A 14614-nucleotide genomic window follows, 5' to 3' on the forward strand; every position below is an offset into this window, starting at 1 on the left:
CATATATAGTGAAGAATGAGGGCCGCTCGGGCCCAGGAGTATTCATGAAGCAGTCTTACCCCGTCCTGCCGCTTCGCGACATCGTCGTCTTCCCGCACATGATCGTGCCGCTGTTCGTCGGCCGGGACAAGTCGGTGGCGGCGCTGGAAGCAGCGATGGCAGACGACAAGGAAATTTTCCTCGTGGCGCAGCTGGACCCGGCTCAGGACGACCCGAGCCGCGAGGATTTGTATGACACCGGCGTTTCTGCCGAAGTGCTCCAGCTGTTGAAGCTGCCCGATGGAACCGTGCGCGTTCTGGTCGCGGGCAAAGAGCGCGGGACGCTGGAAACGGTGGACGAGAGCGGCCCGTTCCTGACGGCGACGGTGAGCGCGGTCGAGGAAACCGGCACGGCGCTTGAAACCGCGAGTGAGGAGCTTGGAGCAAAGGTCGAGGGTGCCACGCCAGAGCCGCTCAGCCCCGATCTGAAGGCGCTGATGCGCTCGGTTGTCGAGCAGTTCGAGAATTATGCCAAGCTCAACCGCAAGCTGCCTGCCGAGACCGCGGTGCAGCTGAGCGAAATCGAGGATGCGTCGCGCCTCGCCGATGCGGTGGCCGCGAACATCGCAGTGAAGGTCGCCGAGAAGCAGTCGCTGCTGGTCGAGCGCGATCCTGCCAAGCGGCTGGAGATGGTCTTCGCCTTCATGGAGGGCGAGCTGGGCGTGCTGCAGGTCGAGAAGAAGATCCGCAGCCGCGTGAAGCGGCAGATGGAAAAGACCCAGCGCGAATATTATCTCAACGAGCAGTTGAAGGCGATCCAGCGCGAGCTGGGCAACGAGGGCGAGGAAGGCGAGGGCGATGAAGTCGCCGAGCTGACTCAGAAGATCGCCACGCTGAAGCTGTCTAAGGAAGCGCGCACGAAGGCGACGTCGGAGCTCAAGAAGCTCAAGACGATGGCGCCGATGTCGGCCGAGGCGACGGTGGTCCGCAACTATCTCGACGTGCTGCTGGGCCTGCCCTGGGGCAAGAAGTCCAAGCTGAAGAAGGACATCGGCGAGGCGCAGGGCGTGCTCGACCAGGACCATTATGCGCTGGAGAAGGTCAAGGACCGGATCGTCGAGTATCTCGCGGTGCAGGCGCGCACCAACAAGCTGAAGGGACCCATCCTCTGCCTGGTCGGCCCTCCCGGCGTCGGCAAGACATCGCTTGGCAAGAGCATCGCCAAGGCGACAGGGCGCGAGTTCATCCGGCAGTCGCTGGGCGGCGTGCGCGACGAGGCCGAGATTCGCGGCCACCGGCGCACCTATATCGGCTCGCTGCCGGGCAAGATCGTGACCAATCTCCGCAAGGCCGGTGCGTCGAACCCGTTGTTCCTGCTCGACGAGATCGACAAGCTGGGCCAGGATTTTCGCGGTGATCCGGCGTCGGCGCTGCTCGAGGTTCTCGATCCAGAGCAGAACAACAAGTTCAACGACCATTATCTGGAGATCGACATCGATCTTTCGGACGTGATGTTCGTGTGCACGGCGAACTCGCTGGACCTGCCACAGCCACTGCTCGACCGCATGGAGATCATCCGGCTCGAGGGCTATACCGAGGACGAGAAGGTCGAGATTGCCGAGCGGCATCTGGTCGAGAAGCAGATCGACGCGCACGGGCTGAAGCCTGGTGAGTTCACGCTCACCAACGAGGGCCTGCGCGATCTGATCCGCTATTACACTCGCGAAGCGGGCGTGCGTACGCTCGAACGCGAGATCGCGAAGCTTAATCGGAAGGCACTCCGGAAAATCCTGGAGGGCAAGGAGACCAGCGTCACGATCACGCCGGACAATCTCCACGAATATGCCGGGGTGCGGAAGTACCGGTTCGGCGTCGGCGAGGAGGAGCACCAGATCGGCGCGGTCACTGGCCTAGCCTGGACCGAAGTGGGCGGCGAGTTGCTGACGATCGAAAGCGTCACCGTGCCGGGCAAGGGCGCTATCAAGACGACCGGCAAGCTGGGCGACGTGATGAAGGAATCGGTCGAGGCCGCGTTCAGCTTCGTCAAGGCGCGCAGCCCAAGCTATGGGATCAAGCCGAGCCTGTTCGGGCGCAAGGACATCCACGTCCATTTGCCCGAAGGTGCCGTGCCCAAGGATGGTCCCTCCGCCGGTATCGGTTTGGTGACGTCGATCGTATCGACGCTGACAGGTGTCGCTGTGCGCAAGGACATCGCGATGACTGGCGAAGTGACGCTGCGTGGCCGCGTTCTGCCGATTGGTGGTCTGAAGGAAAAGCTGCTGGCGGCTATGCGCGGCGGCATCAAGACCGTGCTGATCCCAATCGAGAACGAGAAGGATTTGGCTGAAATCCCGGCGAATATCCGCGAGGGGCTGGAGATCATCCCAGTCGCCCATGTCGATGAAGTGCTACGCCTGGCGCTTACCGCGCCCCTGACGGCGATCGACTGGACCGATGCAGATGAACTGGCGGCGCAACCCCCGGTTGGGGTTGCTCCCGTCGGAGACGCCGTTCATCATTGAGGCAGCGTAACTTTTCGCTGCAGCTGCGGCGGAAAGGTTTTGACAGCGGCGGCGGTCGCGTGCTGACTGAGGCACCGGCTTGCCGCCGCGATTCAATTCAAACGTCCTAGGACGCACTTCTCAGGGGATCCCGTCAATATGAACAAGCAGGAGCTGATCGCTCAGGTCGCCGACATCTCCGGCCTGGGTAAGGGTGAGGCCAACAAGGCAGTTGAAGCAGTGTTCGAGTCCATCAACGCCGCCCTGAAGAAGGGCGATGAGGTTCGTCTGGTCGGTTTCGGTACCTTCTCGGTGAGCAAGCGTAAGGCTTCCACTGGGCGCAACCCGCGTACGGGCGAGGAGATGACGATCAAGGCGTCGAATCAGCCAAAGTTCAAGGCCGGCAAGGGCCTGAAGGACTCGGTGAACATCTGACCCTTAAAAACAATGCGGGTCGGGGGCTGGACAGGGTAATCCTCAGGTTCTAAAGGCCCGCTTCCCATTCGCCCGCCAGGGCATGGGGCGCGTAGCTCAGTGGTAGAGCACACCCTTCACACGGGTGGGGTCGCAAGTTCAATCCTTGCCGCGCCCACCATATACAAAGCCCGCTGGTCCTAGGATCGGCGGGCTTTTTGGTGATGCACTTCGCGCATCACGCCGCACTTCGGTGGCGCACTCGCCTGCCGACATCGGAGCGCGGCGCACTGATCCCGCTGCGGCATGACGTTCAAGGCGGTTGCGGCGACTGACCGGCTTCCCGGGCTGGCATAGACCATGGATTCGGCGCGGGAACCCGGCTATCGCAGCGACGTGCCCGCACTCCATGCACTCGCCAACCCTGCGCGATTCCTCAAGATCGCCCGTCCGCTGACGCCCATCCTGTTCTGGCTGGGCGCGGCGCTGACGCTGTTCGGCGCATGGGCCGGGCTGACCCAGACGCCTGCGGATTATTTGCAAAAAGAGACAGTTCGGATCCTCTACATCCATGTGCCAGCCGCATGGCTGGGAATGGGGGGATGGAGCGGACTGGCGCTCGCGAGCCTGGGGTACCTGATTTGGCGGCACCCTTTGGCGAACCTGGCTGCACGCGCGATGGCACCGGTGGGAGCGGTGTTCGCTGCGACCTGCCTTGCCACCGGTTCGATCTGGGGTCGCCCAACCTGGGGCACTTGGTGGGAGTGGGACGGGCGGCTGACCAGCATGTTGCTGCTGTTCTTTATCTACGTCGCCTACATCGCACTGGCCCGAGCCGACGCGGAGCGCGGCGGCGACGGTCGGGTGCCCGCACTGTTCGGCGTAGCCGGATCGGTGCTGCTGCCGATTATCCGCTATTCGGTCATTTGGTGGAACACGTTGCATCAGGGACAGAGCATAGGCCTGACGAGCTCCACCATCGACGGCTCGATGCTGTGGCCGCTGTTCTTCACGATGAGCGGGTTTACGCTGCTGTTCGCAGGCATCGTATTGATGCGGATGCGGGCGTCGCTGGCGGCACAGAAAGTGGAAGCTCGGCTGAAGCGGATGGCGGCGTGATGAATCACTGGGCTTTTGTAGTCGCCGCATATGCCGTGACGGCTGCTGGCGCTGGCGGACTGGCGCTTGCAAGTTGGGCCGCGATGCGCCGCGCCGAACGTGCCGCCGAGGCATTGAGGCAGCGCGGGTGAGAGCAAAGCATCAACGGCTCGTGCTTGGCTTGCTTGCGCTTGCTGCGATCGCCGGCGCGGCGCTGCTCGCGCTGTCGGCGCTCAAGGACGAGGCGGCATTTTTCTATGCGCCAGGCGATGTCGCTGCAGCCGCGCCGCCGTTAGATCGTGCGGTGCGGTTGGGAGGCATGGTCGAAGCCGGGTCGCTCCGGCGTCAGGCGGACGGCGTGTCGGTAAAGTTCGCCGTCACGGACGGCAAAGCGCGGGTACCGGTCACCTTTCGGGGCGTGACCCCGGACCTGTTTCGAGAAGGTTCGGGCGTGGTTGCGGAAGGCCGATTTAACCGCGACGGGAGCTTCGCCGCCGATAACCTGCTGGCCAAGCATGACGAACGCTACATGCCGCCCCAGGTCGCGGGCAAGATGCACAAGTCCGAAAGCATCGAGCAATGATTGCTGAACTTGGATTGGCGGCGCTGTGGCTCGCCGCCGCCTTTGCCGTGGTGCAAGTCCTGCTCGCTTGGGGTGCGGCCAAAGCGTCGCGGGTGACGGGAGAGCGGGCGGCGATCGCGGGTGTCGAGCTCATGCGCGCGTTGCGGCTGACCACGTTGGTTCAAGGATTGCTGGCCCTGCTGTCATTCCTGCTGCTGATCGTCCTGTTCATACGGTCGGACATGAGTGTGGTGCTGGTGGCGGAGAACAGCCACTCCATGAAGCCGTTGATGTACAAGGTCGCCGGCGCCTGGGGCAATCATGAAGGCTCGATGCTGCTCTGGGTCACGATCCTGGCCATGTCCGGTGCGGGCGTCGCCTTGTTCGAGCGGCGGTTGGCGAGTGGCACCTTGGCGGCGACGCTTGGCGCCCAGGCGGCGATCGGGCTCGGCTTCTATGCGTTTCTGGCCTTCGCCTCCAATCCGTTTGTGCGGCTGAACCCCGCGGTGACGGAGGGGCAGGGCCTGAACCCGCTGCTCCAGGACCCCGGCCTCGCCTTTCACCCGCCAACGTTGTACCTGGGCTATGTTGGGCTGTCGGTTGCGTTCAGCTTCGCGGTCGGTGCGCTGGTGATGCGCGATGTGGGGCCCGCCTTTGCAAAGGCGATGCGACCTTGGGTTCTGGCCGCCTGGATCTTCCTGACAATCGGCATCACCGCGGGCAGCTATTGGGCCTATTATGAGCTCGGCTGGGGCGGCTGGTGGTTCTGGGACCCAGTGGAGAACGCATCGCTGATGCCGTGGCTCGCGGCGACTGCGCTGCTGCACTCGGTGACGGTGCTGGCTACGCGCGATGGTCTGCGCGCATGGACGTTGATGCTGGCGGTGGTCGCGTTTTCCATGTCGATGATCGGCACCTTCCTGGTTCGCTCTGGCATTCTGGTCAGTGTCCACGCCTTCGCCGTGGACCCTACCCGTGGCACGTTCATCCTGGGGTTACTCGGGCTTTATATCGGCGGCGCGCTGGCGTTGTTCGGCGCGCGCGCCGGAACCGTCACGCAGGGTTCGACCTTTCAGCTGGTGAGCCGTGAAGGCGCGCTGGTGCTCAATAATCTGCTGCTATCGGTAATCCTGGGCGTGGTGTTCATCGGCACGCTATATCCGCTGGCGGCCCAGGCGGCGGGCGTACAGCTTTCGATCGGCGCGCCGTTCTTCAACAAGGCAATCGCGCCGGTTGCGCTGGTGCTTGTGATCGCCACTGCGGTCGGGCCGCTGCTGCGTTGGCGTCGTGATGACCTCAATGTGCTGCTGGGGAAACTTCTTTGGCCCGCATCTGCGGCAGGCGTCACCTTTGCGGTTATGTTCGTCATGACCGGAGCGACACATTTGTTGACGGTGCTCGGGCTGACTTTTGCCGCAGGGCTTGCGGTGGCGAGCGTGTTGCCGCTGGGTCGGCGTAAGCTGCTCCGGACGCCGCTGCATATCTGGGGCATGGTGGCCGCGCATCTCGGCATGGCAGTCAGCCTGGCGGGCATGGCTGCGGACAGCGCCTTCACGTTGGAGCGGCTCGCTGCGATAAAGGTAGGGGACGATGTGACCGTCGGCCCCTACCGCGTCATCCTCGCCGACGTGCGGCCGACCATCGGCCCGAACTGGTCCGGCCTGGAGGCCAGGCTCAGCGTGCGGCGTGGCGACGGCAGGCCGTTCGATCTGTTCCCACAACAGCGCTTCTTCAGCACCCCGCCGACCAACACCAACGAAGCCGCGATCCGCACGATGGTGGACGGACAACTCTACACTGTGCTCGGCCAAGGAGATGATCAAGGACGCTGGCAGCTGCGGCTTTGGTGGAAGCCGTTCGTGACGCTGATCTGGCTGGGCGGCGGGCTCATCGCGCTGGGCGGACTGCTGGCACTGATCGGAAGGGTTCGCCGCGAGCGCCGCCAAGCCGATGCGGAGACGTACGCGTGAGGCGCCTACTGATCTGGACGCCATTGGCGTTATTCGCGATCGTCTTCGCTGTGGTCGCCAGCGGGCTGCTCAAGCCGGGCGACCGGCTGGTCCATTCGGCAATGGTTGGCAAGCCTTTGCCGCAGCTGAACCTGCCGCCGATAACGTCCGACAAACCGGGTATCGCCACCGCCGATTTCGGCAGGGGCAAACCGCGCTTGCTCAACATCTTCGCCAGCTGGTGCATACCATGCATTGCAGAAGCGCCGCAGCTCATGAAGCTGCGCAAGGCAGGGGTGGAGATCGACGCTGTCGCGATCCGAGATACGCACGATGGTGTGCAGGCGTTTCTGCAGCAGTATGGCGACCCTTATGCGCGGATCGGAGATGACAAAGCGAGCACCGCGCAATTGGCGCTTGGTTCGTCCGGTGTGCCGGAAACCTTCGTGATCGATGCGCATGGCAGGATCACCTACCAGCATATCGGCGACGTTCGCGAAGAGCATATCCCCGAGTTGCTGGCGCAGCTGGAAAAGGCGAAGTGAGACGGCTTGCCACTCTGCTCGTACTGGTCGCGGCAGTACCGGCCAGCGCGGACTCCAAGCTGCCGCCGTCGGCGTTGGCGTATACCCAGCTGCGCGACCCAGTGCAGGAGGCGCGTGCCAAGGCGTTGATGGAGACGCTGCGTTGCGTGGTATGCCAGGGTCAGTCGATCGCCGACAGCGACGCGGAGATGGCAGGCGACATGCGCGCGCTGGTCCGTCAACGGATCAAGGCGGGCGAGCAACCTGCGCAGATCCGCCGGTGGATGGTGCAGCGCTATGGCGACTATGTCAGCTATGACCCGCCGCTCAGTTGGTCGACCGCGCCGCTGTGGCTTGCGCCGCTTGTGCTTCTAGGGTTCGGTGCGCTGCTTGCCCGGCGCGCTTTTGCGAAGCCGAGGCGCTGATGGGTTGGCTGTTGTTCCTGGGGCTGGTGATTGCAGCCGGCCTGCTTCTCTGGCTGCGTCGCTTCCCACGGAGGCTATGGGCGATCCCCGCCACGGCAGTGATGCTGGGTGCTGCGGGGTACGCGTGGCAGGGTGCGCCTGGGCTTGCCGGCCATTCGGTGAAGGCCGCCAAGCAGCAGGGGAGCATCGACCCCGAACTGATTGCCCTGCGCGAAGTCTTTTTCGGGCGCTTCAACTTCGACGCGGCATATTTCATGGCGTCCGACGCGATGGAGCGTTCCGGCTCCTCGCAAGCTGCCGCAAAGGTGATGATCGGTGCGGTACGCAAGGCGCCGGAAAATGCGGGGCTGTGGACCTGGGCTGGCGTGGTGCTGGCGCAGAATGATGGAAACCAGATTTCTCCGGCATCGCGCTTCGCGTTCGATCGGGCGATGACGCTGGCGCCCAAGCATCCTGGCCCGCCCTTTTTCTATGGGCTGGCGCACATCCGCGAAGGCAAGCTGGTGGAGGCGCGGCCGTATTGGGCAAAGGCGGTGGCCCTGACGCCGAAAGATGCGAGCTATCGCGGTGAACTGCTCACGCGATTGTTTCTGCTCGACCGGTTTCTGGAAGCGCAGCAGGGTGGGTCAGCGCCGCAGCGCTGACCCTGCGGGATTTATTGGCCGCGGCCGGTCTTTTCCTGGAGCTCGTCGATCTTCTTTGACGCGTCGGCTTTGGTGAGGTCGTCGGGGAAGTCCTCATGCGCTTCTTCGCTCAGCGTCTTGAGGTAGCTCGCTTGAGCGCCGGTCATGGCTTCTTCGCCGGTGACCCAGTCGTCGGGATCCTTGACGGCGTTGGAGGTGGGGTCGGTTTTCGGGTTGCTCATGCCGGTTCCTCTTGGCTGTGTTGCTAGAAGAACGTGCGGCGTTCCTTGTTCGTTCCACTATCTTGTCGACGCGGAAACGAACAGGCCAGAGCGTCGGCTCCGGCCCGTTACTTCAACCACTACAATGACTTAGGCTTAGACGGCCGCCCAGGCCTCGAAAGGGAGATCGAGGGCTTCGGCGACGGCCTGGTGACGGACCTTGCCGGCTGAGACGTTGAGACCATTGGCTAAATGCTTGTCGGCCCGCATTGCGGCGCCGGCGCCCAGGTTCGCGATCTTCAGCACAAAGGGTAGAGTCGCGTTGTTGAGCGCGAAGGCCGAGGTGCGTGCGACCGCGCCGGGCATGTTCGCGACGCAATAGTGGATGACGTTGTCGACTTCGTAGACCGGATCGTCGTGGGTGGTGGCGTGGCTGGTCTCGAAACAGCCGCCCTGGTCGATGGCGATGTCGACCAACACCGAGCCGCGCATCATGGTCTTCAGCATGTCGCGCGTGACGAGCTTGGGCGCGGCGGCGCCGGGCACCAGCACCGCACCGATCACCAGCTGCGAGCGGCTGACGGCTTCGGCGATCGCAGCCTTGGACGCGTACGCCGTCTTGATCTGGCTGCCGAAATGCATGTCGAGCTCAGCCAGGCGCTCGTTATTGATGTCGTAGATAGTGACGTCGGCGCGCTGGCCGACCGCCATCTGCGCGGCGTTGATGCCCGCGACACCGCCACCAAGGATCGCCACCTTGCACGGCGCGACGCCGGGGACACCGCCGAGCAGTTCGCCACGGCCGCCCTGTTCCTTTTCCAGATAATGTGCGCCGACCTGGATCGACATGCGGCCGGCGACTTCGGACATCGGCTTCAGGAGCGGCAGCGCGCCGGAGTTCGACGTCACCGTCTCGTAGGCGATGCAGGTCGCGCCCGAGCGGATCAGGCCCTCGGTCTGCGGCTTGTCGGCGGCGAGGTGGAGATAGGTGAAGAGCGTGTGGCGCGACTCGAGCAGGGCGATTTCCTGCGCCTGCGGCTCTTTGACCTTCACGATCATGTCCGAGCCCGCGAACACCGCAGCGGCGTCGGGCGCGATGGTGGCGCCAACCCTGGTATAGGCCTCATCGGCGAAGTCGATGCCGGTGCCAGCCTTGGTCTCGACCAGCACCTCGTGGCCGGCGGCAACCAGTTCGGCGACCGAGGCGGGGGTCAGGCCGACGCGATATTCGTGGTTCTTGATTTCCTTGGGCACACCGATGCGCATGGCAAGCTCTCCTGAGATTTTATTGCTGCGAATTTACGCCAAAGCGGCGCGGCAAATCTCTGCAATCTTGGCAGCGCTGTTGTTCGTTCATACATGATTTCAGCGCAGGAAGGGCCCGCGACAGCAGGATCATGCATGATCGACAGGATTGACGGTGCGATATTAAAGCTGCTGGCATCCGATGCGCGGGCCTCGGTAAGCCAGATCGCGACTCAGGTGGGTCTTTCGCAGTCCGCTTGTACGCGCCGCATCCAGGCGCTCGAATCGTCCGGGCACGTGACCGGCTATGGCGCGCGGCTGGGGCATCGGCGGCTGGGTTTCCGCATCACCGCGCTGGTGGACATCACGCTTGGTACCCAGATCGAAGAGGACCTTGCCAAATTCGAGCGCGCCGTCGCCGAGATTGACGGCGTGGTCGAATGCGCACTGGTTTCGGGGCGGCAGGATTACCGGCTAAAGATCCTGGCACGCGACCTGGACGATTATGAGCGGCTGCACCGCGAGCATCTGGGGCGGTTGCCGGGGGTGGTAACCATCAATTCCAGTTTCGTGCTTCGATCGGTCGCCACACGTGGGGAGGCGGACGCCCTGTTCGCGGGCTCGCGGTGAGTGGGGAGCCGCTTGCACCTGCCGCGCGTCTTGGCGGAGCCATGGGCTATCCAGCCCCCGACCGGTCCCGTTGCGAGCGCATGTTGCAAGTGCTAACGGCCTGCGATCCGAAGCCAGTCGAGTATCCAAAGGTCGTATGACTAGGCACTTCATCTACATTTCCGCCCGGCAATCGCTGTGACCAACGGCGGAACCGGCCCGGCGGCCGACGCCACGTCTCTTGTGGACGAGGGCGGGCATGGGCATCACCCGAAAGGCAGCCTCTCCGGCCTCGCGTTGGGCGCAGTTGGTGTGGTGTATGGCGACATCGGCACCTCTCCGCTCTACGCGATGAAGGAGACGTTTGTCGGGCACCACAAGCTGGCCGTCGATCTGGCCCATATTTATGGTGTGGTCAGCCTGATCTTCTGGTCGCTGCTGATCATCGTCACCGGCAAATATATCTTCCTCACGATGCGCGCCGACAACAAGGGCGAGGGCGGCAGCCTTGCGCTGCTGGCGCTGATCCAGCGCAGGACCGGTGCAGGCCCCGGGCGATGGAGCCGCAGCCTGGTGATGCTGGGCGTGCTGGCAACCGCGCTGTTTTTCGGGGATTGCATGATCACTCCAGCGATCTCCGTCCTGTCCGCGGTCGAAGGCCTAGCGGTGGTTCAGGAGGGCTTCGCGCCGTTCGTCCTGCCCATCGCGATGGCGATCCTGATCGGCCTGTTCGTCATCCAGGCGCGGGGCACCGACACGATCGGCAAGTTCTTCGGCCCGGTGATGCTGGTCTATTTCATCACGCTCGCGGTGCTGGGAACGCTCAGCATCATCGAGCGGCCCGACGTTCTCAAGGCTTTCGATCCCAGCTGGGCCATCCACTTCTTCGTGCTCGATCCCAAGCTGGCTTTCCTTGCACTGGGCTCGGTAGTGCTGGCGCTGACCGGCGCCGAGGCGCTGTACGCCGATATGGGACATTTCGGCCGCAAACCGATCCAGGTTGCTTGGGTGTGGCTGATCTTTCCGGCGCTGATGATCAACTATTTGGGCCAAGGCGCGCTGATGCTGCGCAATCCCTCGGCGGCGGAGAATCCGTTCTTCATGCTGGCGAGCGAAGGCTGGCGATTGCCGCTGGTCATCCTGGCGACGCTGGCGACGATCATCGCCAGCCAGGCGGTGATCACCGGCGCGTTCTCGGTGTGCCAGCAGGCGGTCCAGCTTGGGCTGATGCCGCGGCTGCGGATCAATCACACCTCGGCTTCGGCGCTCGGGCAGATCTATCTGCCGGCCGTGAACTGGGCGCTGATGGTCATGGTGCTGGTGCTGATCCTGATGTTCGGCGAGTCGTCGAATCTGGCGGCCGCCTATGGCATCGCCGTCACCGGTACGATGTTCATTACGACGTGCATGCTGGCGGTGCTGGTGCGGCGGGTGTGGAACTGGCCGCTGCCGGTCGCGGTGGCGTTGACAGCGCTGTTCCTGGTCTTCGACGGAGCGTATTTCCTATCGAATGTGACCAAGATCCCCGATGGCGGCTGGTTTCCGCTGTTGGTCGGGCTGGTCGCCTTCACGCTGCTGACCACCTGGGCGAAGGGCCGGCAGTTGATGATCGCGCGGCTGCGCGAAAGCGCGATGCCGATCAAGATCTTCATCGAATCGGCCGCCAACACTGCCACGCGAGTGCAGGGGACGGCGGTGTTCATGACGTCAACGCCCGATGGCGTGCCGCACGCGCTGCTGCACAACCTCAAGCACAACAAGGTGCTGCATGAGCGCGTCATCCTGTTGACGGTCAAGATCGCCGACGAACCCTATGTCGACGATGATCGCCGGATGAAGATCGAGGATCTGGGCAAAGGCTTCCACCGCATGATCATGAAGTACGGCTTCATGCAGGATGCCGATGTGCCCGCGGCGCTCAAACAGGTCAGCGCGTGCGGAGCGGAGTTCAAGATGATGGACACCAGCTTCTTCCTGGCGCGCCAGACGCTGCTGCCCTCGGCCCGTCCCGGCATGATGATCTGGCGCGAGAAGCTGTTCGCGTGGATGCTGCGCAATGCGGAAAGCGCGATGGAGTTCTTCCGCCTGCCGACCAACCGCGTCGTCGAGCTGGGCAGCCAGGTCGAGATTTGATGGCCGAGGCGGCCCCGGGCAACGCGCCGATCATCGTGACGGCGCTGTTCGGGGCGGAGGACTTCGCCTGGCTGGACGGACTGCGGCGGGCGCATTTTCCGCCCGAGCGCAACGTGGTGCCCGCGCATTGCACCCTGTTCCACCATCTGGCCCCCGAACTTGCGCCCGAGCTGAAGCAGCGCCTGAGTGCCGCTACGCGCGGCGCAGCGCGGCCGGTGGCCCAGATCGCCGGCGTGCTCGACCTAGGCGGGGGCGTCGCGTTCCGCATCGAATCGGATGACCTTGCCGACATCCGAGCCGATCTGGCCGATGCCTTCGCGCCGATGCTGGTGCCGCAGGATCGTGCGGGATGGCGGGCGCATGTCACGGTGCAGAACAAGGTTGCCCGACCGCAGACCAAGCAGTTGCTCGAGGGATTGCGCGCCGGTTTCGCGCCCAAGCCGCTGACGATCGTCGGGCTGGCGAGCTGGTGGTATCGGGGCGGGCCCTGGGAACCCCATTCGCGGCACATGTTCGCTTGACCGCGAAGAATACGCTGCCTATGTGGCGCCCTCCGCTGCACGGCGGACCTTGGATCGGCGCCCTTCGCAATAAGCGAATGCGCCATGCGGGGCGGAGTAGCTCAGTTGGTTAGAGCACGGGAATCATAATCCTGGGGTCGGGGGTTCAAGTCCCTCCTCCGCTACCATTTCAACGATTGTACTGGTGGCTTTCGCGTTATGCCGCACCTTGCAGCAGGGTGCGAAGCAAGGACCTTGGTGGAAGCAGCATGAACCCCGCAAAGCTGTACGGCGAGTTGATCCAGTGGATCGGGGACGGGACCGGCGCACCGGACACGGTGCTGCATATCCATGCCGGCATGGCGGTGCTGTTCCTGGCGCGGATCGTTACCCGGCGCTCATTGGCGACACTGGTGCCGCTATCGTTCGTGTACGTGGCAGAGTTGGCCAACGAAGTGATGGACTATTTCGTCCACGGCGCGGTGATGCCCGATACGCTGAGCGATGTGCTCAACACGGTATTCTGGCCGACGATGCTGTTCATCGGGCTGCGCGTCCGGCGGGCGCATGGGTTTGCGCCCAAGGGGTAGGGTGGATGTTCCTATCGTCATCACCCGGGCTCCTTTAGAGCAGAAGAAGCGGGATCCCGGCTCAAGGCCCGGATGACGATGGTTAGTCCGATAGCGGGTGAGGCGATGCTTCCAAGACGTTGCGGCGGCGCGCCAGCGCTTCGGGCATTTCGTCGCGAATAAAGGCCATCAGCGCTTCGCGGACGTCGCAGCGCAAATCGAAGGCGCGGGTGGCGTCCGACGCGCTCACCAGTGCGCGAAGCTCCATATGGTCAGCCGCGAGTTCGGTCACCTGGAGGCCGACGACACGGCCATCCCAGTTCGGGTTGGTGCGGACCACGTCCTGGAGCCTGGCACGCAGGCGCGGGACGTCGGCGGTGGGATCGACGCGGAGGAACGCGGTGCCGAGCAGTTCGCTGGTTTGGCGGGTCCAGTTCTCGAAACTGCCTTCGAGAAAGCGAGTGACGGGGACGACCAGGCGGCGCTCGTCCCAGATCTTTACCACCACGAAGGTCAGGCGGATCTCTTCGATGCGGCCCCATTCGCCGTCCAGGATGACGACGTCGTCGAGGCGGATCGGCTCGGTAAAGGCCATCTGGATGCCGGCGATCAGGTTCTTGAGCGCGGGCTGGGCGGCGGCGCCGACCGCGAGGCCAGCAAGGCCCGCCGAGGCGATCAGAGTGACGCCGATGCTGCGCACCGCCGGAATGCTCATCAGCATCAGGCAGAAGGTGGCGAGCAGGATGAGCAACACCAGGATGCGGTGGAGAATGCCCGCGCGGGTGCGGCGGCGGCGCGCGGCGAGATTGTCGGCAACGGAGACGTCCGTGCGGTAGGTGATGACGCCGAGGCTGATCGTCATCAGCGCGATCAGCAGCCAGCCGAGCAATGCCGGGAAGAGCAGCCCGGTGACCTGCCGCCAGATGGCGGTGCCGTGTGCGTCGAGGCCCAGCGCCGGCTGGCTTGCTGCAAGGGCGAAGGCGACGAACAGCCAGCGCAAGGGGCGGCAGAGATGCTTCACCACCTCCGCCGAGCGGAGCAGGGGAATGCGGCGCGCGGCGCGGCGCAGGACCACCATTGCGGTTTTGTGCAGCAGCAGCGCGGCGATCACCGAGACGAGCATGACGGCGAGCGGCTGCAGCCAGTCGGGTAGATGGGCAACAAGGTCTTGCATCGCCGGCTCCCGGTTCCCGAGCGCGAACGGGCCGCGCGCGAGAGCGTTCCCGCAGTGCGGCGAAGCTGGGCTTTGCGCGGGCCGAGCG

At 64.1% G+C, this 14614-nt stretch carries 16 protein-coding genes and 2 tRNA genes; 15 read left to right on the forward strand and 3 right to left on the reverse strand.

The genetic code is table 11. The features are described 5' to 3' along the window. Nucleotides 1-44 precede the first annotated feature (44 nt). From lon to FHT02_RS00220, 10 genes are all read left to right on the forward strand, one after another. Complete coding sequence (gene lon, locus FHT02_RS00175) at nt 45-2501, forward strand: endopeptidase La (protein ID WP_184083049.1); 2457 nt, start codon at nt 45-47, stop codon at nt 2499-2501. A 138-nt stretch (nt 2502-2639) separates the two neighbouring features. Then, nucleotides 2640-2915: an HU family DNA-binding protein gene (locus FHT02_RS00180; RefSeq protein ID WP_184083051.1), complete on the forward strand. Its 276-nt coding sequence runs from the start codon at nt 2640-2642 to the stop codon at nt 2913-2915. Nucleotides 2916-3000: 85 nt separating this feature from the next. Beyond that, a tRNA-Val gene (locus FHT02_RS00185) sits at nt 3001-3075 on the forward strand. Between the two features lie 179 nt (nt 3076-3254). Continuing rightward, the gene (gene ccmC, locus FHT02_RS00190; protein WP_184083053.1) at nt 3255-4013 is read left to right on the forward strand and encodes a heme ABC transporter permease CcmC; all 759 of its coding nucleotides are present in this window, start codon (nt 3255-3257) and stop codon (nt 4011-4013) included. Beyond that, nucleotides 4013-4144 carry a heme exporter protein CcmD gene (ccmD, locus tag FHT02_RS00195; RefSeq protein WP_184083055.1) on the forward strand — a complete coding sequence of 44 codons (132 nt, stop codon included), beginning with the start codon at nt 4013-4015 and terminating at the stop codon, nt 4142-4144. Before ccmC ends, ccmD begins: the two co-directional genes overlap by 1 nt. After that, nucleotides 4141-4575, forward strand: coding sequence for a cytochrome c maturation protein CcmE (gene ccmE, locus FHT02_RS00200; RefSeq protein ID WP_184083057.1), 435 nt, complete (start codon nt 4141-4143; stop codon nt 4573-4575). The genes ccmD and ccmE overlap by 4 nt, the downstream gene beginning before the upstream one ends. Further along, nucleotides 4572-6524 (forward strand): heme lyase CcmF/NrfE family subunit, encoded by a 1953-nt coding sequence (locus FHT02_RS00205; protein WP_184083060.1) that lies wholly within the window; start codon nt 4572-4574, stop codon nt 6522-6524. The genes ccmE and FHT02_RS00205 overlap by 4 nt, the downstream gene beginning before the upstream one ends. Continuing rightward, entirely contained in the window at nt 6521-7048 is a 528-nt protein-coding gene (locus FHT02_RS00210; protein ID WP_184083062.1) for a redoxin family protein, read from the forward strand. Before FHT02_RS00205 ends, FHT02_RS00210 begins: the two co-directional genes overlap by 4 nt. Then, a complete protein-coding gene (locus FHT02_RS00215; protein ID WP_184083064.1) occupies nt 7045-7452 on the forward strand; it encodes a cytochrome c-type biogenesis protein CcmH in 408 nt (135 codons plus the stop codon). Before FHT02_RS00210 ends, FHT02_RS00215 begins: the two co-directional genes overlap by 4 nt. Then, the gene (locus FHT02_RS00220) at nt 7452-8096 is read left to right on the forward strand and encodes a tetratricopeptide repeat protein (RefSeq protein WP_184083066.1); all 645 of its coding nucleotides are present in this window, start codon (nt 7452-7454) and stop codon (nt 8094-8096) included. The genes FHT02_RS00215 and FHT02_RS00220 overlap by 1 nt, the downstream gene beginning before the upstream one ends. 11 nt (nt 8097-8107) lie before the next feature. On the opposite strand, the gene FHT02_RS00225 is transcribed toward FHT02_RS00220, so the two are convergent. Together FHT02_RS00225 and ald are read right to left on the reverse strand one after the other, a co-directional pair. Then, complete coding sequence (locus FHT02_RS00225) at nt 8108-8317, reverse strand: DUF3072 domain-containing protein (RefSeq protein ID WP_184083068.1); 210 nt, start codon at nt 8315-8317, stop codon at nt 8108-8110. A 135-nt stretch (nt 8318-8452) separates the two neighbouring features. Then, on the reverse strand, nt 8453-9562 hold the full coding sequence (gene ald / locus FHT02_RS00230) for an alanine dehydrogenase (RefSeq protein ID WP_184083070.1): 1110 nt from the start codon (nt 9560-9562) through the stop codon (nt 8453-8455). 135 nt (nt 9563-9697) lie between these two features. Between ald and FHT02_RS00235 the strand changes: the two genes are divergently transcribed. The 5 genes from FHT02_RS00235 to FHT02_RS00255 all read left to right on the forward strand — a co-directional run bounded on the left by FHT02_RS00235 (nt 9698) and on the right by FHT02_RS00255 (nt 13373). Then, a complete protein-coding gene (locus FHT02_RS00235; RefSeq protein WP_184083072.1) occupies nt 9698-10171 on the forward strand; it encodes an Lrp/AsnC family transcriptional regulator in 474 nt (157 codons plus the stop codon). Nucleotides 10172-10348: 177 nt separating this feature from the next. Then, nucleotides 10349-12283, forward strand: a complete 1935-nt coding sequence (locus FHT02_RS00240) for a potassium transporter Kup (protein ID WP_184083074.1) — start codon at nt 10349-10351, stop codon at nt 12281-12283. Next, nucleotides 12283-12804 carry a 2'-5' RNA ligase family protein gene (locus FHT02_RS00245; RefSeq protein WP_184083076.1) on the forward strand — a complete coding sequence of 174 codons (522 nt, stop codon included), beginning with the start codon at nt 12283-12285 and terminating at the stop codon, nt 12802-12804. The genes FHT02_RS00240 and FHT02_RS00245 overlap by 1 nt, the downstream gene beginning before the upstream one ends. A 90-nt stretch (nt 12805-12894) precedes the next feature. Then, nucleotides 12895-12971, forward strand: a tRNA-Met gene (locus FHT02_RS00250). 81 nt (nt 12972-13052) lie between these two features. Further along, nucleotides 13053-13373: a hypothetical protein gene (locus FHT02_RS00255; protein ID WP_184083078.1), complete on the forward strand. Its 321-nt coding sequence runs from the start codon at nt 13053-13055 to the stop codon at nt 13371-13373. An 82-nt stretch (nt 13374-13455) separates the two neighbouring features. Here the strand turns inward: FHT02_RS00255 and FHT02_RS00260 are convergent, their stop codons facing one another. Next, nucleotides 13456-14526 (reverse strand): mechanosensitive ion channel family protein, encoded by a 1071-nt coding sequence (locus FHT02_RS00260; RefSeq protein WP_184083080.1) that lies wholly within the window; start codon nt 14524-14526, stop codon nt 13456-13458. Nucleotides 14527-14614: the final 88 nt, after the last annotated feature.

The sequence above is a fragment of the Sphingomonas xinjiangensis genome, assembly GCF_014199255.1.
Lineage (GTDB): Bacteria > Pseudomonadota > Alphaproteobacteria > Sphingomonadales > Sphingomonadaceae > Sphingomonas > Sphingomonas xinjiangensis.

What these genes read in the sequence shown, in the direction of transcription:
- lon (WP_184083049.1), top strand. Translation starts at nt 45, where the DNA reads ATGAAGCAGTCTTACCCCGTCCTGCCGCTTCGCGACATCGTCGTCTTC.
- FHT02_RS00180 (WP_184083051.1), top strand. Translation starts at nt 2,640, where the DNA reads ATGAACAAGCAGGAGCTGATCGCTCAGGTCGCCGACATCTCCGGCCTG.
- ccmC (WP_184083053.1), top strand. Translation starts at nt 3,255, where the DNA reads ATGGATTCGGCGCGGGAACCCGGCTATCGCAGCGACGTGCCCGCACTC.
- ccmD (WP_184083055.1), top strand. Translation starts at nt 4,013, where the DNA reads ATGAATCACTGGGCTTTTGTAGTCGCCGCATATGCCGTGACGGCTGCT.
- FHT02_RS00205 (WP_184083060.1), top strand. Translation starts at nt 4,572, where the DNA reads ATGATTGCTGAACTTGGATTGGCGGCGCTGTGGCTCGCCGCCGCCTTT.
- FHT02_RS00220 (WP_184083066.1), top strand. Translation starts at nt 7,452, where the DNA reads ATGGGTTGGCTGTTGTTCCTGGGGCTGGTGATTGCAGCCGGCCTGCTT.
- FHT02_RS00225 (WP_184083068.1), bottom strand. Translation starts at nt 8,317, where the DNA reads ATGAGCAACCCGAAAACCGACCCCACCTCCAACGCCGTCAAGGATCCC.
- ald (WP_184083070.1), bottom strand. Translation starts at nt 9,562, where the DNA reads ATGCGCATCGGTGTGCCCAAGGAAATCAAGAACCACGAATATCGCGTC.
- FHT02_RS00235 (WP_184083072.1), top strand. Translation starts at nt 9,698, where the DNA reads ATGATCGACAGGATTGACGGTGCGATATTAAAGCTGCTGGCATCCGAT.
- FHT02_RS00245 (WP_184083076.1), top strand. Translation starts at nt 12,283, where the DNA reads ATGGCCGAGGCGGCCCCGGGCAACGCGCCGATCATCGTGACGGCGCTG.
- FHT02_RS00255 (WP_184083078.1), top strand. Translation starts at nt 13,053, where the DNA reads ATGAACCCCGCAAAGCTGTACGGCGAGTTGATCCAGTGGATCGGGGAC.
- FHT02_RS00260 (WP_184083080.1), bottom strand. Translation starts at nt 14,526, where the DNA reads ATGCAAGACCTTGTTGCCCATCTACCCGACTGGCTGCAGCCGCTCGCC.